We start from the raw sequence: 19,467 nt of genomic DNA, 5'->3' as shown, positions 1-19,467 counted from the left end.
AACTGTGACCGCCGTGCGACGCTCCTTGCACGGTTGGTCCATTCCACGTATGTACGGAGTGCTGACGGCCGATATTTCCGGTTGTGTCGCGTTCAGCCTCCCGGTGCAGCGCCGGAACTCTCAAGGTTTGGGAATTCCAGCGTTTTTCCGTTCCCCTCAAAGACCAGCGCGGTGCGCGGCAGCGAGGCGGAGCGGGTCAAGCCCCGGTGGCGGACGGTCCCTGGTTACCACCGCGTTTCCGGGACGGTTTTGACAGCGACGTGACTCGTTACCCGGTCCCTTAATCCCAAGGGAGCGGTTCGTAATCCCCAAGGCGAGCGCGCTCGCGCCATGCCTGGCCAGCAGCAACTGATTGAGGGGCGGCCCCGCCGCCCAATGTTTCATACGGGCCGACGCTTGATGCGCCAGACTGTGCCGACGAATTCTGAAGGACCGTTCGCGACGCTGCGGAGTGACAATCCCGCGCGCCGCTTCGGCCCTCCAGCTTCCGTTTCGGCAAGGCGCGAGAGACGGCGTTTCGGCCTTCCCCTCACCCCCGAATCAGGTGGACCGTCGCGTCACCCGGCAGCGCAGATCGCGCCCTCGGTGAATCGCGCCCGCCGCCGCCAAGAGTTAAGACATGCCCAACAAGATGTTGATCGATGCCACCCACCCGGAGGAGACCCGGGTCGTCGTGGTCCGCGGCAATCGCGTCGAAGAGTTTGATTTCGAGACCGCGCAACGCAAGCAACTGCGCGGGAATATCTACCTCGCCAAGGTCACCCGGGTGGAGCCCTCGCTCCAGGCCGCCTTTGTCGAATATGGCGGCAACCGCCACGGCTTCCTCGCCTTCAGCGAAATCCATCCCGACTACTACCAGATCCCGGTCGCCGACCGGCAGGCACTGATCGAGGCCGAGGAACAGGCCCATCGCGAGGCCGAGGAAGAGAGCGAGAACCGCTCCCACGGCCGCCGCCGCTCGCGCCACCGCAACGCCCGCCGCCGCGGTCAGGGCGAGCGCGTCCGCAGCGAGATCGTCGAGGGTCTCGAGGCCGGCGCCGATCCCGCAGCCCAGCCGGTCGAGGGCGAAGCTCCGCACACCGAGGGCGCGCCGCACGAGGGCGAGCATCTGCACGCCGATGCCGAGCATCACGGCGAGCACGACGGCCAAGAGCATCAAGACCACGAACATCAAGACCACGCTCATGGCGATCATGATCACCACGATCATGACCACGAAGGCCATGATCATCACGATCATGGGCACGACGACCATCATCACGATCATGACCATGGTCATGACGGCCAGCACGATCACCATGACCATGATCATGCCGACGACACGCCCGCGCCTGTCGCGGCCGTCGGCGCCGAGCCCGTGGTCGCGACCGAGACCGCTGCCGAACCGCAGGAGGCTGTCGCCTCCGAGGCCCATGCCGAGGCTCTCGCCGAAGCCGTGACCGCTTCCACCGAACCGGCCGACGCCGTCTACGCTGCCGGCGAAAGCACTGATGCCCGTCATCAGGAGTCCGATGAGGAAGACGACGAGGACGAGGACGGCGAGGAAGCCGAAGAGGAACACGTCGAATCCGTCGGCGGCGACGACGTGATGGAGGAAGTGCCGGAGCGCACCTTCCGCCCGCGCCGCCAGTACAAGATCCAGGAAGTCATCAAGCGCCGCCAGGTGATGCTGGTGCAGGTCGTCAAGGAAGAGCGCGGCAACAAGGGCGCGGCGCTGACGACCTATCTCTCGCTCGCCGGCCGCTACGCCGTGTTGATGCCGAACACCGCGCGCGGCGGCGGCATCAGCCGCAAGATCACCAGCGCCCAGGATCGTTCCCGCCTGAAGGAAGTGGTGCAGGATCTCGACGTGCCCGAGGGCATGGGCATCATCCTGCGCACCGCCGGCGCCGCCCGCACCAAGCCCGAGATCAAACGCGACTTCGAATACCTGATCCGGATGTGGGAGACGGTGCGCGACCTGACGCTGAAGTCGCAGGCCCCGACCCTGGTCTACGAGGAAGGCTCGCTGATCAAGCGCTCGCTGCGTGACCTCTACAACAAGGAGATCGACGAGATCTCGGTCGCCGGTGAGTCCGGCTACCGCGAGGCGCGCGACTTCATGAAGATGCTGATGCCCGCCAATGTCAGCGCGGTGAGGCAGTATCGGGACGGCCAGCCGCTGTTCTCACGCATGGGCGTCGAGAGCCAGCTGGACGCGATGTTCTCTCCGACCGTGCAGCTGCGCTCCGGCGGCTACATCGTGATCAACCAGACCGAGGCGCTGGTCTCGATCGACGTCAACTCCGGACGGTCGACCCGCGAGCACCATATCGAGGACACTGCGCTCAAGACCAATCTGGAAGCGGCCGAAGAGGTCGCCCGCCAGCTCCGCCTGCGCGACCTCGCCGGCCTGATCGTCATCGACTTCATCGACATGGACGAGAAGCGCAACAACCGTGCGGTCGAGCGCAAGCTGTCCGATTGCCTGCGGCAGGACCGCGCCCGCATCCAGGTCGGCCGCATCTCGCATTTCGGCCTGCTCGAGATGTCGCGCCAGCGCATCCGCGCCAGCGTGCTGGAATCCTCGACCGATCCCTGCCCGCATTGCGGCGGCACTGGCCATGTCCGTTCGGTTTCCTCGGTTGCGCTTCAGCTGCTGCGCGGCCTCGAAGAGATCCTGATGAAGGGCGCGACCCACAATCTCGTGGTCCGCACCCGCACCGACGTCGCGCTCTATGTGCTGAACCACAAGCGCGGCCATCTGCGCGACCTCGAGAACGGCTTCAAGGTCACGCTGGCCGTCATCGCCGACCCCAGCGTCAGCGGACCGCAGGCCTATCTCATCGACCGCGGCGAGCAGGTGCATACGCTGGAAGCCGCAAAGGCGCTGCTGGCTGCACAGGCCGCCGCAAGCCCGCCGCCCGTGGCCGAAGAAGCCTATGACGACGAGGAATTCGATCCGGAGCTGGAATCCGAGGTCGAGAGCGAAGAAACCGAAGGCCTCGCCGAGGAGCAGGCTGGCGGCGAAGCGGCCTCCGACCAGGACGGCCAGCGCCGCAAGCGCCGCCGGCGTCGGCGCGGCCGCGGTGGCCCGCGCGACGGCGAGTTGCGCGAGGATGGCGCTCCGGCGTCGTCCGAAGCGGCCGTGGCGGCCAGCGAAGGTGAAGAGGATACCGAGTCCGAACAGGACGGCGAGGAAGGTGAGGACCAGGCGGCCCGCAGCGAGCAGCAGGGCAACGGCGATCGCCGTCGCCGGCGTGGTCGTCGCGGTGGACGCCGCCGTCGCGGCGGCAACGAGGAAGGTCTCGCCGGCTCCATCGGCGACGAGCTCGCAGCCAATGCGCCGTCGGAAGCGACCGACGCCGTCGCCGATTTCGACAGCTTCGGCGGCGAGGCTGCGCCCTCGATCGCGCAGGCCGAACACACCGCCGCCGAGCCTCAGGTCAGCCAGCCCGAGCCGCGCGCCGAGGTGCAGATTGAGGCGCCGGCCCAGCCTGAGCCCGCTCCCGCTCCAGCCGCCGCGGACGAAGAGCCGGCCGACGACAAGGCTGCGCGTCGCCGCTCCACGGTCCGGGAAAAGGTGAGCTTCCTGTCGAGCAGCCAGAGCGAGCCGGCAACACCGGTTGTGGCAGCGCCAGAGCCGGTTGCTCCGCCCGCACCAACCACTGAACCCGCGCCGGAAGCGGCAACCGAAACTCCGGCCGCCCCGCGTCGCGCCGGCTGGTGGTCTCGCCGGTTCGGCGGCGGCGAGTAGAGCGAACAAAGCAGTTGAAACCGCCCGGCCAAACCGGGCGGTTTTGATTTAGCGAGGTCAGTTTCGATGCAAAGCGCAATTGTTCTCGGCGGCGGCATGATCGGCGTGAGCGCGGCGCTGCACCTCCGGCAGCGCGGCTGGTCGGTCACGCTCGTCGACCGCAGGGAGCCGGGCCGCGAGACCAGCTACGGCAATGCCGGGATGATCCAGGCCGAAGCCGTGCGTCCCTATCCGATGCCGCGCGACCTCGCGTCGCTTCTGAAGATCGCGACCGGCCGCACCAACGACGTGCGCTACAGCCTGTCGTCGCTCCATCTCCATATCGAGCCCCTGCTGCGCTACTGGTGGCATTCGGCGCCGAAGCGGCATCGCGAGGCGATCGACGCCTGGGCGCGGCTGATCGCCTACGCGACGGCGGAGCACGACATCCTCATTCGCGAAGCCCATGCCGACAATCTGATCCGCCGCGCGGGCTACCGGCACCTGCATCGCGACGCAGCGTCCTTCGATCTCGCCGTCAAGGCGGCGGAACAAGACCAGCGCGAATTCGGCGTCAGGTTTCGCGCGCTCTCGGGGGTCGAGCTCGCCAAGGCCGAACCGATCCTGCGCGACGACCTGCCCGGTGCGATCCATTGGCTCGACACCTGGACCGTGTCCGATCCCGGCGCACTGGTCACGGCCTATGCCGAGCTGTTCGAGCGCCTCGGCGGCACCATCGTGCTTGGCGATGCCCAGACCCTGCGGCAGACCGCGACCGGCTGGTCGGTCGACACGGACCAGGGAGCCATCGACGCCGCGGCCGCCGTCGTGACGCTCGGGCCCTGGTCGCCCAATCTCCTGCACAAATTCGGCTATCGCATTCCGCTGGTGCGCAAGCGCGGCTACCACATGCATTACAGCGGCGGCGCATCACTCGATCTGCCGCTGGTCGACAAGGCCGGCGGCTACGCCATGGGTCCGATGGCCAAGGGCATCCGCATCACCACGGGCGCGGAATTGACCGGCATGGACGCGCTCGCCACGCCGGTGCAGCTCGCCAGTGCCGAAGCTTCGGCGCGAGAGCTGATCGACCTCGGCAAGCGGGTCGAGCCCGACCCGTGGTTCGGCACCCGCCCCTGCACACCCGACATGCTGCCGGTGCTCGGGCAAGCGCCGCGTCACCCGGGCCTCTGGATGAATTTCGGCCACGGCCACCAGGGCTTTACGCTTGGACCCGCAACCGGCCGCCTGCTCGCCGAGGTGATGAGCGGCGAGACGCCGGCGATCGATCCGACGCCATACCGACCCGAGCGGTTCTAGCAGTCGGCGCGCTCGGCCAGCAGCTTCCTGATCCGGTCGGCATATTCGGGCGTCGCCGGATTGTAGACGATCATGCTGAGATCGGAGCGGCCCTCGACATTGAAGCTCGAATATTCGAACGACATCGTGCCGTGAACGGGATGCCGCAGCCGCTTGGTGCCGTCGCCATGATGGCGCACGTCATTGTCGCGCCAGAGTGCCGCGAATTCCGGACTGGTCCGGCAGAGCTCGTCGACGAAGTCGGCGACATGCGAGACGGCACCTGCCCGCGCCGCGTCCGCCCTGAATGCGGCCACCACGAAGCGTGCCACACTGTCCCAGTCATATTGCGCGGCGCGCACGCGCGGATCGCAGAAGATGAAGCGCAGGATGTTGCGCTGTCCCGGCGGGATCGCGCCGTAGTCGGTCAGCACGACGCTTGCGGCGCGATTCCAGGCGACGACGTCCCAGGTCGCGGTGCGCACCAGCGCCGGGCTGAATGAGAGCGCATCGAGCACGCGTTGCAGCCGCGGCGAGACGCCTTCGCTCGCCTGGTAGCGCACCTCGGGCGGGCGCCCGAGGCCGATCAGGAACAGGTGCTCGCGCTCGACATCGGTCAGCATCAACGCGCGCGCGATCCGGTCGAGCACGTCGGCCGACGGCGCCCCGCCGCGGCCCTGCTCCAGCCAGGTGTACCAGGTCGAGCTGATATTGGCGCGCTGGGCCACTTCCTCCCGGCGCAGACCCGGCGTGCGCCTGCGGCTGCCGGAGAAGCCGAACGCGGCTGCATCGAGCCGGGTGCGACGGTCCTTCAGATAGGCCCCAAGCAAGTTCTCGGCGGCAGCGCTCTCGCTCATCCTGTTAGCTATTATACCCTGATAACGTCACTACTTTACCCGGATAACTCTAACGCAGATGGTTCTCTCCACCAACACTAGGAGATTTCGCATGCGTGTTTTCGTTACCGGTGCCACCGGCTTCGTCGGCTCCGCCGTCGTTCGAGACCTGATGGCCGCCGGCCATGGCGTGCTCGGCCTCGCCCGCTCCGATGCCGGCGCCGCAGCGCTCACCGCGATGGGCGCCGAGGTCCATCGTGGGTCGCTGGAGGATCATGCGTCCTTACGCGGCGGCGCCGCCGCTGCGGACGGTGTGCTGCATCTCGGCTTCAACCACGACTTCTCGAAATTCGCCGACAATTGCGAGCTGGACCGCCGTGCGATCCTCGCGCTCGGTGAGGAGCTGAAAGGCTCCGACCGCCCTCTCATCGTCACCTCCGGTGTGGCGCTGCTGGCGCCCGGACGGCTCGCGACCGAAGACGATGCGGCGGCCCGCCACTTTCCGCGCGTCTCGGAAGCCACCGCCGAGGATCTCGCAGAGCAAGGTGTCCGCACCGGCATCGTGCGGCTGCCGCCCACGACCCATGGCGAGGGCGACCACGGCTTCGTGCCGCGCCTGATCGCGATCGCGCGCGAGAAAGGCGCCGCCGCCTATATCGGCGAAGGCCAAAACCGCTGGCCGGCCGCGCACCGCCTCGACGCCGCGCGCGTCTACCGGCTCGCGCTGGAGCAAGGCGCATCCGCTCGCCGCTATCACGCGATCGCCGAGGAAGGCGTGCCGTTCAAAACGATTGCGGAAGTGATCGGCAAAAGGCTCGGCGTGCCCGTGGTCTCGAAATCCGCCGATGACGCCGAGGCGCATTTCGGCTGGTTCGCGCGATTTGCGGCCGTCGACGTTCCGACCTCGAGTGCGAAAACGCGCGCCCTGCTCGGCTGGGAGCCGAAAGAAAAAGGGCTGATCGAGGATCTCGACCAGCCCTATTATTTCTGACGACGCTCTGCGCCGCCGGACGCAACTTGCAGATCAGTCCGTCGTGAGGGCCGTTTCCAAGTCGGTCGGATCGATCTGCCTGGCGAGGTTGGCGTTTAGCTTGTCGCGGTCGAGTTCACCTTCCCACCAGGCGACGATCACGCAGGCCACGCCGTTGCCACAGAGGTTGGTCAGCGCGCGGCACTCGCTCATGAACTTGTCGATGCCGAGCACGATCGCCATGCCCGGCACGAGGCGCGGATCGACCACGGCGAGCGTCGCGGCCAGCGTGATGAAGCCCGCGCCGGTGATGCCGGAGGCACCCTTCGAGGTCAGCATCGCCACCACCAGGATGGTGAGCTGCTGGCCGAAGGTGAGATCGAAGCCGAGCGCCTGCGCGATAAACAGCGTCGCCAGCGTCATGTAGATGTTGGTACCGTCGAGATTGAACGAATAGCCCGTGGGCACCACGAGGCCGACCACCGACTTCGAGCAGCCGAGGCGCTCGAGTTTCTCCATCAAGGACGGCAGCGCGCTTTCCGAGGACGAGGTGCCGAGCACGATCAGCAGCTCGTCCTTGATGTAGGCGAGGAACTTGAAGATGGAGAAACCGGCCAAGCGCGCGATGATTCCGAGCACGACGAACACGAACAGCGCCGCGGTGACGTAGAACGTCGCGATCAGGCCGACCAGGTTGAGGATCGCCCCGGTGCCGAACTTGCCGATGGTGTAGGCCATCGCGCCGAAGGCGCCGACCGGCGCCGCGCGCATCACGATGGAGATGACGCCGAACACCGCATGCGCGGCATCGTCGATGAAGCTGCGGATGGTGTGGCCGCGCTCGCCGAGGCCCATGATGGCGAAGCCGAACAGCACCGAGAACAGCAACACCTGCAGGATCTCGCCTTGCGCGAAGGCGCCAACCACGGTGTCGGGGATGATGTGCAGGATGAAGTCGACCGACCTCTGGCCCTCGGCCTGCTTGGCGTAGTTGGCGACGGCCTGCGCGTTGGCGGCGGCGCTGCCGAAGCCTGCACCCGGCTTCACCAGGTTGCCGATGATGAGTCCGATCACCAGCGCGAAGGTCGAGACGACCTCGAAATAGACCAGCGCCTTGACGCCGATGCGGCCGACCTTCTTGGCGTCCTGGATATGCGCGATGCCGGAGACCACGGTGCAGAAGATGATCGGCGCGATCACCATCTTGATCAGCTTGATGAAGCCGTCGCCCATCGCCTTGATCCACTCGTTGGTGGCGAGCGACGGCCACAGCCAGCCGACCAAGGCGCCGAGCACGATCGCAATCAGCACCTGGACGTAGAGAACCTTGTACCACGGCTTGGCGGCGGCCGGCGCGACCGGCGCCCCCGCCATCGTTGTCGTCGTCATTGTTTCACTCCCCCTCAAACTCAGAGCCAGCCAAGATCAACTTGGCCGGCTCTGTCAATCGGAACTGCTCGGAATGGTGCGCTTTACCCGCGTCGATCGACGATCCGGCGGGCCGCCGGCATCAGCGCGGCGCCCAGCGCGTTCTTGACCACCGATGCTGCAATGAACGGCGCGACGCCGACCGCCCAGGCCTTGGTTGCGCCAAGGCCGATGACGTAGGCCAGCCAGCTGAAGCCGGCGATGAAAATAACGACATGGGCGAGCGCCATTGCGCCAAACAGCAGCACGACGTTGCGATCCCAGCCGCGCTCGGCCAGCCAGCCGGTGATGAAGGCAGCCAGCACGAAGCCATACAGATAGCCGGCAGTCGGGCCGACAAGCGGTGCAATTCCACCGACCGGACCGGCGAACACCGGCAGCCCCATCGCGCCTTCGGCGAGGTAGGCGATCATGGTTGCGCTGCCAAGGCGCCAGCCATAGGCGGCGCCGATCATCAGCACGACCAGCGTCTGCAGGGTCATGGGCACGTAAGGCAGCGGCAGATTCACCTTGGCTGATAGCGCCATCAGGGCGGTGCCGAGCGCAATCAGCACGACGGCGCGAAGTGCGCCGACGGTTTCGCCCGGACGGGTCGGCCACATCAATGCGGCGAGAGGAGAATGCGTGGCGGCGGTCGGGATGGAACGGTCAGACAAGGGGCACTCCAGAAGGCTGTCGAAAACTCGCGGCTATTTAAGCCAGTGAGCGATGCGGTCAACTGCCTCCCGCATCTCCGCTGCCGAACGCGCATAGGAGAGCCGTATGAACGAACGACCATGGATGGGATCGAAATCGAGACCCGGCGTGGCCGCAACGTGCGCCTGCTCCAGCATCTGCTTGGCGAACTCGAAACTGTCCGAGGTGAAGTCCGAGACATCGGCGTAGAGATAGAAGGCGCCATCGGCAGGCAGGAACTTGCTGAGGCCCGCCTTGGGCAATCCCTCGATCAGGATGCGCCGGTTTTCCTGATAGCCGTGCTTGATCTCCTCCATCTCGGCCGCGCCGTCGAAGGCGGCCTCGGCCGCGATTTGCGACAGTGAAGGCACCGAGATCGAGAGGTTCTGCTGCAGCCGTTCGATCGGCCGCACGAGGATCTCGGGCACGACCATCCAGCCGACGCGCCAGCCCGTCATGCAAAAATATTTCGAGAACGAGTTGATCACGAGTGCGTGCTCCGACAGCGCCGCCGCCGTCGCCGCCGGAAACGCGTAGTCGAGCCCGTGATAGATCTCGTCGGAGATGAAGCGGATGCCGGCGTCTTCCGCCGCAGCGATCAGGCCCGCGAGCGCCTCGCGGGACATCATCGTCCCCGTCGGATTGGCCGGGCTGCCGACCAGCACGCCTTTCAGCGGCGCCTTGCGGTGCGCCGCCAGCAGCGCCTCGCCGGTCAGCGCGTGGCGCGTGTCATTGCTGGTCTCGATCAGCACGGGCTCGCAACCGAGCGCGGTGAGGATGTGACGGTAGGGCGGATAACCCGGCACCGTCACGGCGACGCGGTCGCCGGGCGCGAACATCGACAGGAAGGCCAGGATGAACCCGCCGGAGGAGCCTGTCGTCACCACGACCCGCTCGGGGCTGACATCGCAGCCATAGGCATCCCGATAGTGGCGCGCGATGCGTTCGCGCAATGAGGGGATGCCGAGCGCGGAGGTGTAATCGATCCGCCCCGCCTCGAGCGCCGCATGGGCGGCCGCGATCGCGGTCTTTGGGGCGCCGGTTGCGGGCTGGCCGACCTCCATGTGGATGACATGGCCGCCTGCCGCCTCGATTCGGGCCGCGGCGGCCATCACGTCCATCACCATGAACGGGGGAACATCGCTGCGGCGGGAGGGCTCGAGCCACTGCCCCAACCGGTTCCTCAATGTCGCATCGTGCATCGAATTCTGCTATTTCGCTGGCGAACCGGTCGGTTCGGTCCCGTAAACGGGGCGCTTGCGCCCCAGACTGGCCGCATTGTACGGCTCATAAGGGCATATCTCGTATCCGGTCCGCCGCCAATCGCCAAAAACCAATCACGAAACTGCTTGATCAAGACCGTTTGACCCAGACCGCCTGATGTTGCTCCAGATCGCATTGCGCAAGAAGGCCTCCGCCCTCACCGCCCTCGTCACTGCCGCGGCGATCGCGCTGTTGCCGATGCCGGCCGCGCATGCGCAGGCCAAGGGACCGCCGATCCTGCGCGACACCGAGACCGAGCAGCTGCTGCGCGAATACACGCGCCCGATCCTGCGCGCCGCCGGTCTGGAAAAGCAGAACATCCAGATGGTGATCATCAACGACGGCTCGTTCAACGCGTTCGTCGCCGACGGCCGCCGCATCTTCGTCAATTACGGCGCGATCATGCAGTCGGAGACGCCGAACCAGATCATCGGCGTGCTCGCGCACGAGACCGGACATCTGGCCGGTGGCCATCTGTCCAAGCTGCGCGAACAGCTCGCCAACGCCCAGACCCAGATGATCATCGCCATGCTGCTCGGGGCCGGCGCGATTGCCGTGGGCAGCACCCGCGGCAGCAACAACGCCGGCAACAACGGGCTCGCCAATGCCGGTGCTGCCGCCATCGCCGGACCGCAGGAGATGATCCGCCGCACGCTGCTGTCCTATCAGCGCCAGCAGGAGGAGAACGCCGACCGCGCCGGCGTGAAATTCCTGACCGCGACCCAGCAGTCGCCGAAGGGCATGTACGAGACCTTCAAGCGCTTCACCAGCGAGAGCCTGTTCGCCTCCCGCGGCGCCGATCCCTATCTCCAGTCGCATCCGATGCCCGCCGAGCGCGTCGCATCGCTTCAGGAATTCGCCAGTTCCAGCCCCTATTGGGACAAGAAGGACGATCCCGCGCTCCAGCTCCGCCACGACATGGCGCGCGCCAAGATTTCCGCGTTCATGGAGCGGCCGGAGACGGTCTACCGCCGTTACCCCCAGACGAACGACAGCATGCCGGCACGCTATGCCCGCGCCATCAGCACCTATCTGCACGGCGATTTGCGCAGCGCCCTCGCCCAGATCGACGCGCTGATCCAGGTCCAGCCGAACAACCCGTATTTCTACGAGGTGCGCGGCCAGGCCCTGCTGGAGGGCGGCAGGCCGGCCGAGGCGATCCCTGCCCTGCGCAAGGCGGTGCAGCTGTCCAACAACGCCCCCCTCATCGAGATGTTACTTGGGCAGGCTCTGGTTGGATCGGATAATAAGGCCTACACCGATGATGCCGTTCGGATTCTCCGGGCCGCCGTGGCACGGGAACCGGAGGCTGCGCTCGGCTATATGCAGCTCGCGATGGCCTATGGCCGGAAGGGCGACTATGCCGAGGCGGATCTGGCGTCGGCGCAGGCCGCTTATCTGCGCGGCGACAACAAGACCGCCCGCGAGCTCGCCACGCGCGCGAAAACCCGTTTCGCCGTCGGCACGCCCGGATGGGTCAAGGCCGACGACATCGTGGCGGCCAAGCCGCCGCGCAACTAACGCGACCAAGACGACGCCTGACACCACGACGTCACGACACCGAGCTTAAGTCTGCCGGGACGTTTTCCGAAACCAGCTTTCGATAAGAGGATTTGCCTATGCCTTCGCTGCGCCTGCTTGCTCCCGCGCTGTTCGCGCTCGCCATGTTCGGCGCAGCCGCGCCCGCGTCGGCCGACAGCTTCTCCGATGCCCAGCGCACCGACATCGAGGCGATCATCAAGAACTATCTCGTCACCCATCCCGAGGTGCTCGAGGAAGCGATGACCGAGCTCACCAAGCGCCAGGCCGCGGCCGAAACGCAGAAGCACGAAGCCAGCATCGCGCAGAACTCCGATGCGATCTTCAACTCGCCGCGCCAGGTCGTGCTCGGCAACAAGGATGGCGACGTCACCTTCGTCGAGTTCTTCGATTACAATTGCGGCTACTGCAAGCGCGCGATGGGCGACATGCTCGACCTCATGAAGGCCGATCCGAAGCTGAAGGTCGTGCTGAAGGAGTTTCCGGTGCTGAGCCAGGGCTCGGTCGAAGCGGCGCAGGTCGCGGTCGCCGTGCGCATGCAGGATCCCACCGGCAAGAAGTATCTCGACTTCCACCAGAAGCTGCTCGGCGGCCGCGGCGCCGCCGACAAGGCGCGCGCGCTGCAGGCGGCCAAGGAAGCCGGCCTCGACACCGCGAAGATCGAGAAGGACATCGGCAGCCCCGAGGTGCGCGCCACCATCGAGGAGAATTTCAAGCTCGCCGAAGCGATGGGCATGAACGGCACGCCGAGCTACGTGATCGGCAAGCAGATCGTGATCGGCGCCGTCGGCCTCGAAAGCCTGAAGGAAAAGATCGGCGTTGCCCGCTGCGGCAAGGCGACCTGCTGATCGCGCGTTTCAGAATTCACGCATGCAAGGAGGCCGGCTGAAAAGCCGGCCTTTTTCGTTGACTGCAACGCTGCGCGAATTCGGGCGCGAATCCGGCGCGCGCATTCATCTCGCGTTTAGGAAACAAATACCCCGGAACCGCCGATGTTCCGGAACAACTCAAATCTCCTTTCGTTGGTGGCGCGGGCAATGACGCAAAGAAACACGTGAGGAGAAATTCGATGTCTAACCGCTTTATGATCTCGGTTGCCGCACTCGCGCTCGTGGCGGGCACCGGTCTGGCGAACGCACAAGGCACCATAAACCGCGACAGCGGTGGTGGCGCCGGTGCGCAGGCGACGCAACATTCGCAGCCGTCCGGCGGTGCCGCCGAGCGTGGCGGCGCGATGGGCAAGGAATCCGCAGCTCCGGAGAAGGGCACCGTGGGCCAGGCTGGCGGCGCCATGAAGCCCGGCGGAGCAGCCGAGGAGAAGTCGTCCGGCGCGACCGAGAAATCCGGCGCGATGGAAAAGTCAGGCGGGATGGAAAAGTCCGGCACGATGAACAAGAACGCGGCTGACGAGAAGGCCGGCGCGGTGAAGGGCGAGCACGCCCAGGGCGCACAGGACAAGGCCACACAGGACAAGTCGAAGAGCACGATGGATAAGTCCCAGATGGACAAGTCCAAGAGCACCGAGACCGACACCAAGAGCGGCAACATGAACGCCCAGACCAAGGGCGCGGACAGCAAGGCCGCCGACTCCAAGTCTCAGACCACGACCGGCACCGCGCCTGCGACCGCTGCTGCACCGCCTGCCGAGAAGCGGACCGAGATCTCAACGGCGATCAAGTCGACCAAGATCGAAGAGACCACCAACGTCAACTTCAACATCTCGGTCGGCGCCGCGATCCCGGCGTCCGTTCGCTTCCATCCGCTGCCGCCCCGGATCGTGGAAATCTATCCGGAGTGGCGCGGCTATGACGTGATTTACGTCCGCGGACAGTACATCATCGTCCGTCCGCAGACGCGCGAGATCGTGTACATCATCGAAGGCTAAAGCCGCCTGGCTGACGGCCCAATGAGCCCTTGCCGAGAGATCGGCAGGGGCTTTTGGCCGATTGGGCGTCCTCCCCTGCCTGTCTCGCCCGGCAGCCACGATTAGAACTGGTTAACAAGCAATTTCCGTAACTTCCGCACAGGTTTTTGCACCCCGGATGAGCTGTTTGAAGCCCCCTGGGAGGTCCTTCAAGGCTTCCCCTAGGGCGCTTTGTTACCTATAACCCCCGCCACGCCGAAGCACCTCTTGCGGGATTGGAATGGCCGAACCAGCAACCGACACGATCCTCGTTCTCAACGGGCCGAACCTCAACATGTTGGGGACGCGCGAGCCCGAGAAGTATGGCCATGCGACACTGGCCGACGTCGAAACGCTGTGCCGCGAAGCGGCGGCGGCGTACGGCCTCAAGGCCGACTGCCGGCAGTCCAACCGCGAAGGCGAGTTGATCGACTTCGTCCACGAGGCGCACGCCCGCAAGATGAAGGGCATCATCATCAATGCCGGCGGCTATTCGCACACCTCGATCGCGCTGCACGACGCGCTGCTCGCGGTGCAGATTCCGACCGTCGAAGTGCACGTGACCAACATCCACGCCCGCGAGAGCTTCCGTCACCATTCCTACACCGCGCGTGCGGCCTTCGCCTCGCTCTGCGGTTTCGGCATCGAAGGCTACCGCCTCGCGATCCAGGGCCTTGCAGCCAAGCTCGGCATCAAGCCCAAAGCCTGACGCTCCCTCTTCACACAGAACATTCGGATCAGAACATGGCGCGCCAGCCAGACGACAAAGCAGCCGTAAAGTTTTCCAGCGAGGATTCCGCGCTCGTCCGCGAGCTCGCACTTCTGCTCGATGAGACCAGCCTCACCGAGATCGAGATCGAACGGGCCGGCCTTCGCCTGCGCGTCGCCCGCAACATCAGCGTCGCCGCGACCATGCCGATGCAGATGGCAGCCGGTCCCGCCGTCCTGCCGGCGGCCGCAGTTGCCGCCGCGCCGGCGGCGGCCGCGGCAGACCTGTCGAAACATCCGGGTGCGGTGACCTCGCCGATGGTCGGCACCGCCTATTGGGCGCCGGAGCCCGGCGCCAAGCCGTTCATCGAGGTCGGCAACAAGGTCTCGGTCGGCCAGACGCTGCTGATCATCGAAGCCATGAAGACCATGAACCAGATCCCCTCGCCGCGCGCCGGCACGGTGACGCAGATCCTGGTCGAAGACGGCCAGCCGGTCGAGTACGGCGAGCCGCTCGTCATCATTGAATAAGCGAGTGGCGAATGGCGAACAGCGAGTGGTGCCGGTCCTGCCATTCGCCATTCGCTACTCCCTATTCGCCCGCTGAGGCACCATGTTCGACAAGATCCTCATAGCCAATCGCGGCGAGATCGCCCTTCGCATCCTGCGCGCCTGCAAGGAGCTCGGCATCGCGACCGTGGCCGTGCACTCCACCGCCGATGCCGACGCCATGCATGTGCGCCTGTCGGACGAGAGCGTCTGCATCGGGCCACCGCCGTCCAAGGACAGCTATCTCAACGTGCCGGCGCTGCTCGCGGCCTGCGAGATCACAGGCGCGGACGCCGTGCATCCCGGCTACGGCTTCCTCTCCGAGAACGCGCGCTTCGCCGAAATCCTTGCCGAGCACAATCTGCATTTCATCGGCCCCAAGGCCGAGCACATCCGCCTGATGGGCGACAAGATCGAGGCCAAGAAGACGGCCAGGAAGCTCGGCATTCCCGTGGTGCCCGGCTCGGACGGTGCGGTCGGCCCCGAGGACGACGCGATGGCGATCGCCAGGAAGATCGGCTTCCCCGTGCTGGTCAAGGCAGCCGCCGGCGGCGGCGGCCGCGGCATGAAGGTCGCGCAGAGCGAGGCCGACCTGCAGGTGGCGCTGTCGACGGCAGCCAACGAGGCCAAGTCCGCCTTCGGTGACGCATCCGTCTATCTCGAAAAATACCTCCAGAAGCCGCGTCACATCGAGATCCAGATCCTCGGTGATGGCCGCGGCGGGGCGATCCATCTTGGCGAGCGCGATTGCTCGCTGCAGCGCCGCCACCAGAAGGTCTGGGAGGAAGGTCCCTCGCCCGTCCTTGCCGCCGCTGCACGCGCCAAGATCGGCGAAACCTGCGCCAAGGCGATGCGCGAGATGAAATATCTCGGCGTCGGCACCATCGAATTCCTGTTCGAGGACGGCGAGTTCTACTTCATCGAGATGAACACCCGCATCCAGGTCGAGCATCCCGTCACCGAGAGCATCACCGACATCGACCTTGTGCTGGAGCAGATCCGCATCGCTGCCGGCGGCGATCTGCCGGCCAAGCAAAGCGAGATTCAGATCATCGGCCACGCGATCGAGTGCCGCATCAACGCCGAGAACCCGCAGAGCTTCCGTCCCTCGCCGGGCCGCATCACGCAATATCACCCGCCCGGCGGGCTCGGCGTGCGCATCGATTCCGCCGTCTATCAGGGCTACACCATCCCGCCCTATTACGACTCCCTCGTCGGCAAGCTCATCGTCCACGGCAAGACCCGCGCCGAATGCCTGATGCGGCTGCGCCGGGCACTGGACGAGATGGTGGTCGAGGGCATCGAGACGACGCTGCCGCTGTTCCGCGACCTGGTGCGCCAGGACGACATCATCAACGGCGACTATCACATCCACTGGCTAGAACAGTACCTCGCGGGTAAGGAACCGGCTGCGGGGTGACCCTCTCTCCCCGTGGAACCCTTTGGCCCGCATCGCGTTCTGGACGGGGACAGTTCCAAGGGGGCCTTTTGAGTTCCGTTGACGTGACGAAGCGAGACCGTCGTGACGACTGAAGCGCAACGACGGCGCTCCATGTGGCAGATCCTGCTGTTCTCGGCGGGCCTTCTGGTGTTGACCGTGATCAGCGCCGGCTCCGTCTACCTGGTCAACAAGGCCAGGGACGATAGCAAATGGGTGGTTCACACCATCGAGGCGGAGAACCAGATCAACGCCCTGCTGCTGGAAATCCGGCGTGCCGAGAGCGCCGCCCGCGGCTATCTCCTGACGCAAGAGGCGGATTTCAAGGCCGCCCATGAGAAAGCCGTGGCAGCGATCATACCTGCCCTCGACAAGCTCACGCGTCTGACCGGCGATAATCCGGAGCAACGCGACAACATCGAGAAGCTGAGCGCGGCGATCGAAATCCGGCTGGGGCAATTCAAGCAGGAGCTGGACTTCATCGGCCAGAATCGGCCAGACAAGGCCATAGCGCTGGTCCGCGAGGGCGCCTCCACCGACACCACGGCCGAGATCAGCAAAGTCGCCGTCACCATGATCCAGGAGGAGGAGCGCCTGTTTCGGCTCCGATCGGTCAATTCCGACCGCAGCCAGACGCTGGCGGCCTCGATGACCGGCATCGGTTCGGGCCTCGTGGTGCTGCTGGCTATGATCTCGATCTGGCTGGTGCGGCGCTCAGTGCGGGCTCGCGACGAGGCCGAGACGCGCCTGCGCGACGCCTACGCCAATCTCGAGACCGTCGTCGACGAACGCACGGCGGACCTGCGCGAGGCCAACAACGAGATCCAGCGCTTTGCCTATATCGTCAGCCACGATCTCCGCTCGCCACTCGTCAACATCATGGGCTTCACCAGCGAACTCGAAGAGCTTGGCGGCGACATTTTCCGCCGTATCGGCGGCCTCACCCATGTCCCGGCCGATGGCCCGCCGCTGGCGGACGGCGAGGTCACGCTCGAAGGCCCCGACAAACAGCTTTCAGCGGATTTTTCCGAAGCGCTCGGCTTCATCAAGTCGTCGATCGCCAAGATGGACCGCCTGATCTCGGCGATCCTCAACCTCACCCGCGAGGGACGGCGCGAATTCGTGCCCGAGAAGATCGACACCCGCGAGCTGATCGAGGCCATCGTCTCGACGCTGGCGCATCAGTCCGCCGAAGCGCAGGCCGAGATCCATGTCGCACCGCTGCCGGATCTCGTCAGCGACCGCCTTGCGCTGGAGCAGATCTTCTCCAATCTGATCGACAACGCCATCAAATATCTCAAGGCCGGCGCCCCCGGCGAGATCAGAATCCGCGGGCGCACCAAGCTTGGCTACGCTATCTTCGAGATCAGCGACAACGGCCGCGGGATCGATCCGAAAGATCACCAGCGGATTTTCGACCTGTTTCGCCGGGCGGGAACCCAGGACAAGCCTGGTCAGGGAATCGGTCTTGCGCATGTGCGTGCACTTGTGCGCCGCCTCGGCGGTACCATGTCGGTATCATCGGAACTGAATACGGGCAGCACCTTCACCATCACGCTGCCCATCACCTGGAACGCAAGCAACCGGAACGCCGACCAATGACTCAACCCGTCACCATCATCATGATCGAGGACGACGAGGGCCACGCCCGGCTGATCGAGCGCAACATCCGCCGATCCGGCGTCAACAACGAGATCATCCCCTTCGCCAACGGCACGGACGCGATGAAGCACCTGTTCGGCGCCGACGGCACCGGGCTCGTGCAGAAGGGCAATGCGCTCCTGATCCTGCTCGATCTCAACCTCCCCGACATGACCGGGATCGACATCCTGAAGCAGATTAAGGAGAACAAGTACCTGAAGGCCTCGCCCGTGGTGGTGCTGACCACCACTGACGATTCCCAGGAAATCAAGCGCTGCTACGAGCTCGGCTGCAACGTCTACATCACCAAGCCCGTGAATTACGAGAATTTCGCCAATGCCATCCGGCAGCTCGGCCTGTTCTTCTCGGTCATCCAGGTCCCGCCCGCCGCCTCATGAACCAGCACCCGCCTACACTGCTCTACATCGACGACGACGCGGCGCTGGCCCGCCTGGTCGAGCGCGGCCTGACGCGGCGCGGCTACAAGGTCATTCATGCCGCGAGCGGCGAGGAAGGTCTGGAGCGTATCCGCCGCGCGGAAACCGAGGGCTGCATCGACGTCGTGGCGCTCGACCAGTACATGCCCGGCCTCGACGGGCTGGAGACGCTCGAGCAGATCATGGCGATAACAGGCGCGCCGCCGGTGGTGTTCGTCACCGCGTCGCAGGATTCCAGCATCGCGGTCACCGCGCTGAAGGCGGGCGCGGCCGATTATCTCGTCAAGGACGTCAAGGGCGATTTCATCCCCCTGCTCCACGTCGCCGCCGACGGCGCGCTGCGCCAGGCCGAATTGCAGAAGGCGCGCGAGGAAGCCGAAGCCGAGATCCATGCTTCGCGCGACCGCTACGCCGCGCTCGCCGCCGAACGCGAGCTGCTGCTGCGCGAGGTCAATCACCGCGTCGGCAACTCGCTGCAGATCATCGCCTCGCTGCTGCATCTCCAGGCGAGCTCGGCGGGCCAGGAAGAGGTCAAGGCGGCGCTGACCAACGCGATGGGCCGCGTCGCCGCAGTCGCGCAGGTGCACCGCCGGCTCTACACCTCGCAGGACCTCAAGAGCGTGGTGCTGAACCAGTACCTGGATTCGCTGCTCGAGGATCTCAGGCGCTCGGCCGAAGGCAACCGGATGTCGCGCCTGACGGTGAAGGCCGAGCCGATCGAGATCGATCCGGACCGCGCCGTCGCCGTCGGCATCATCGTCAACGAGCTGGTGATGAACGCGGTGAAATACGCCTATCCCGACGGCGCCGGCCCCATCCATGTCGAGCTGACCTCGCAGGGCGAGGATCTATTGCTGGCGATCACCGACGACGGCGTCGGCGAGAAGGTCAAGGCGGATCCGCGCTCGACCGGCATGGGCCAGCGTATCGTCGCGGCGATGGCCACCAAGCTCGACGCCACCGTCGAGCGCGACCCCGCCCATTCCGGAACTCGCGTCATGCTGAGGTTCCGCCGCACGCCCGCGGCCCCCGACACGACCAACAACGCCGCCGCAGGCTGACCCCC

Annotated in this window: 16 protein-coding genes; 12 read left to right on the top strand and 4 right to left on the bottom strand. The window is 65.8% G+C overall.

The genetic code is table 11. The features are described 5' to 3' along the window. The first annotated feature begins 619 nt into the window (after positions 1–619). A complete protein-coding gene (locus tag AB7008_RS24795; RefSeq protein ID WP_439711314.1) occupies positions 620–3,736 on the top strand; it encodes an Rne/Rng family ribonuclease in 3,117 nt (1,038 codons plus the stop codon). A gap of 66 nt (positions 3,737–3,802) precedes the next feature. Continuing rightward, complete coding sequence (locus AB7008_RS24790; RefSeq protein WP_304494124.1) at positions 3,803–5,035, top strand: NAD(P)/FAD-dependent oxidoreductase; 1,233 nt, start codon at positions 3,803–3,805, stop codon at positions 5,033–5,035. Here AB7008_RS24790 and AB7008_RS24785 read toward each other — a convergent pair. Next, positions 5,032–5,871 carry a helix-turn-helix transcriptional regulator gene (locus AB7008_RS24785; protein WP_304494123.1) on the bottom strand — a complete coding sequence of 280 codons (840 nt, stop codon included), beginning with the start codon at positions 5,869–5,871 and terminating at the stop codon, positions 5,032–5,034. The two genes, AB7008_RS24790 and AB7008_RS24785, sit on opposite strands and share 4 nt — an antisense overlap. A 91-nt stretch (positions 5,872–5,962) precedes the next feature. Between AB7008_RS24785 and AB7008_RS24780 the strand changes: the two genes are divergently transcribed. Beyond that, complete coding sequence (locus tag AB7008_RS24780) at positions 5,963–6,841, top strand: SDR family oxidoreductase (RefSeq protein ID WP_441259674.1); 879 nt, start codon at positions 5,963–5,965, stop codon at positions 6,839–6,841. A gap of 33 nt (positions 6,842–6,874) precedes the next feature. Here the strand turns inward: AB7008_RS24780 and AB7008_RS24775 are convergent, their stop codons facing one another. From AB7008_RS24775 to AB7008_RS24765, 3 genes are all read right to left on the bottom strand, one after another. Continuing rightward, positions 6,875–8,209, bottom strand: coding sequence for a dicarboxylate/amino acid:cation symporter (locus AB7008_RS24775; RefSeq protein WP_441259673.1), 1,335 nt, complete (start codon positions 8,207–8,209; stop codon positions 6,875–6,877). Positions 8,210–8,292: 83 nt separating this feature from the next. Further along, positions 8,293–8,850 (bottom strand): biotin transporter BioY, encoded by a 558-nt coding sequence (locus AB7008_RS24770; RefSeq protein ID WP_028169553.1) that lies wholly within the window; start codon positions 8,848–8,850, stop codon positions 8,293–8,295. Between the two features lie 87 nt (positions 8,851–8,937). Further along, positions 8,938–10,125, bottom strand: a complete 1,188-nt coding sequence (locus AB7008_RS24765; protein ID WP_441259672.1) for a pyridoxal phosphate-dependent aminotransferase — start codon at positions 10,123–10,125, stop codon at positions 8,938–8,940. Positions 10,126–10,303: 178 nt separating this feature from the next. Here AB7008_RS24765 and AB7008_RS24760 point away from each other — a divergent pair, with 178 nt between their 5' ends. From AB7008_RS24760 to AB7008_RS24720, 9 genes are all read left to right on the top strand, one after another. Then, positions 10,304–11,707, top strand: a complete 1,404-nt coding sequence (locus AB7008_RS24760; protein WP_212451672.1) for a M48 family metalloprotease — start codon at positions 10,304–10,306, stop codon at positions 11,705–11,707. Between the two features lie 98 nt (positions 11,708–11,805). Further along, positions 11,806–12,573 (top strand): DsbA family protein, encoded by a 768-nt coding sequence (locus AB7008_RS24755; RefSeq protein ID WP_028161223.1) that lies wholly within the window; start codon positions 11,806–11,808, stop codon positions 12,571–12,573. Between the two features lie 221 nt (positions 12,574–12,794). Further along, positions 12,795–13,610 (top strand): DUF1236 domain-containing protein, encoded by an 816-nt coding sequence (locus AB7008_RS24750; RefSeq protein WP_441259671.1) that lies wholly within the window; start codon positions 12,795–12,797, stop codon positions 13,608–13,610. Between the two features lie 259 nt (positions 13,611–13,869). Beyond that, positions 13,870–14,337, top strand: a complete 468-nt coding sequence (aroQ, locus tag AB7008_RS24745) for a type II 3-dehydroquinate dehydratase (RefSeq protein ID WP_014495592.1) — start codon at positions 13,870–13,872, stop codon at positions 14,335–14,337. Positions 14,338–14,372: 35 nt separating this feature from the next. Continuing rightward, positions 14,373–14,867: an acetyl-CoA carboxylase biotin carboxyl carrier protein gene (gene accB / locus AB7008_RS24740; RefSeq protein WP_028161221.1), complete on the top strand. Its 495-nt coding sequence runs from the start codon at positions 14,373–14,375 to the stop codon at positions 14,865–14,867. 82 nt (positions 14,868–14,949) lie between these two features. After that, on the top strand, positions 14,950–16,305 hold the full coding sequence (gene accC / locus AB7008_RS24735) for an acetyl-CoA carboxylase biotin carboxylase subunit (RefSeq protein ID WP_028161220.1): 1,356 nt from the start codon (positions 14,950–14,952) through the stop codon (positions 16,303–16,305). A 102-nt stretch (positions 16,306–16,407) separates the two neighbouring features. Next, positions 16,408–17,925 carry a sensor histidine kinase gene (locus AB7008_RS24730; RefSeq protein WP_441259670.1) on the top strand — a complete coding sequence of 506 codons (1,518 nt, stop codon included), beginning with the start codon at positions 16,408–16,410 and terminating at the stop codon, positions 17,923–17,925. Further along, positions 17,922–18,362 carry a response regulator gene (locus AB7008_RS24725; protein ID WP_014495596.1) on the top strand — a complete coding sequence of 147 codons (441 nt, stop codon included), beginning with the start codon at positions 17,922–17,924 and terminating at the stop codon, positions 18,360–18,362. The genes AB7008_RS24730 and AB7008_RS24725 overlap by 4 nt, the downstream gene beginning before the upstream one ends. Further along, complete coding sequence (locus AB7008_RS24720) at positions 18,359–19,462, top strand: sensor histidine kinase (RefSeq protein ID WP_028161218.1); 1,104 nt, start codon at positions 18,359–18,361, stop codon at positions 19,460–19,462. Before AB7008_RS24725 ends, AB7008_RS24720 begins: the two co-directional genes overlap by 4 nt. Positions 19,463–19,467 lie beyond the last annotated feature (5 nt).

It is taken from the genome of Bradyrhizobium sp. 521_C7_N1_3 (genome assembly GCF_052075975.1).
Lineage (GTDB): Bacteria > Pseudomonadota > Alphaproteobacteria > Rhizobiales > Xanthobacteraceae > Bradyrhizobium > Bradyrhizobium japonicum.
This window is presented reverse-complemented; position numbering and strand designations above follow the sequence as displayed.

What these genes read in the sequence shown, in the direction of transcription:
- AB7008_RS24785 (WP_304494123.1), bottom strand. Translation starts at nt 5,871, where the DNA reads ATGAGCGAGAGCGCTGCCGCCGAGAACTTGCTTGGGGCCTATCTGAAG.
- AB7008_RS24775 (WP_441259673.1), bottom strand. Translation starts at nt 8,209, where the DNA reads ATGACGACGACAACGATGGCGGGGGCGCCGGTCGCGCCGGCCGCCGCC.
- AB7008_RS24755 (WP_028161223.1), top strand. Translation starts at nt 11,806, where the DNA reads ATGCCTTCGCTGCGCCTGCTTGCTCCCGCGCTGTTCGCGCTCGCCATG.
- AB7008_RS24760 (WP_212451672.1), top strand. Translation starts at nt 10,304, where the DNA reads ATGTTGCTCCAGATCGCATTGCGCAAGAAGGCCTCCGCCCTCACCGCC.
- AB7008_RS24765 (WP_441259672.1), bottom strand. Translation starts at nt 10,125, where the DNA reads ATGCACGATGCGACATTGAGGAACCGGTTGGGGCAGTGGCTCGAGCCC.
- AB7008_RS24780 (WP_441259674.1), top strand. Translation starts at nt 5,963, where the DNA reads ATGCGTGTTTTCGTTACCGGTGCCACCGGCTTCGTCGGCTCCGCCGTC.
- accB (WP_028161221.1), top strand. Translation starts at nt 14,373, where the DNA reads ATGGCGCGCCAGCCAGACGACAAAGCAGCCGTAAAGTTTTCCAGCGAG.
- aroQ (WP_014495592.1), top strand. Translation starts at nt 13,870, where the DNA reads ATGGCCGAACCAGCAACCGACACGATCCTCGTTCTCAACGGGCCGAAC.
- AB7008_RS24725 (WP_014495596.1), top strand. Translation starts at nt 17,922, where the DNA reads ATGACTCAACCCGTCACCATCATCATGATCGAGGACGACGAGGGCCAC.
- accC (WP_028161220.1), top strand. Translation starts at nt 14,950, where the DNA reads ATGTTCGACAAGATCCTCATAGCCAATCGCGGCGAGATCGCCCTTCGC.
- AB7008_RS24790 (WP_304494124.1), top strand. Translation starts at nt 3,803, where the DNA reads ATGCAAAGCGCAATTGTTCTCGGCGGCGGCATGATCGGCGTGAGCGCG.
- AB7008_RS24795 (WP_439711314.1), top strand. Translation starts at nt 620, where the DNA reads ATGCCCAACAAGATGTTGATCGATGCCACCCACCCGGAGGAGACCCGG.
- AB7008_RS24720 (WP_028161218.1), top strand. Translation starts at nt 18,359, where the DNA reads ATGAACCAGCACCCGCCTACACTGCTCTACATCGACGACGACGCGGCG.
- AB7008_RS24750 (WP_441259671.1), top strand. Translation starts at nt 12,795, where the DNA reads ATGTCTAACCGCTTTATGATCTCGGTTGCCGCACTCGCGCTCGTGGCG.
- AB7008_RS24770 (WP_028169553.1), bottom strand. Translation starts at nt 8,850, where the DNA reads ATGTGGCCGACCCGTCCGGGCGAAACCGTCGGCGCACTTCGCGCCGTC.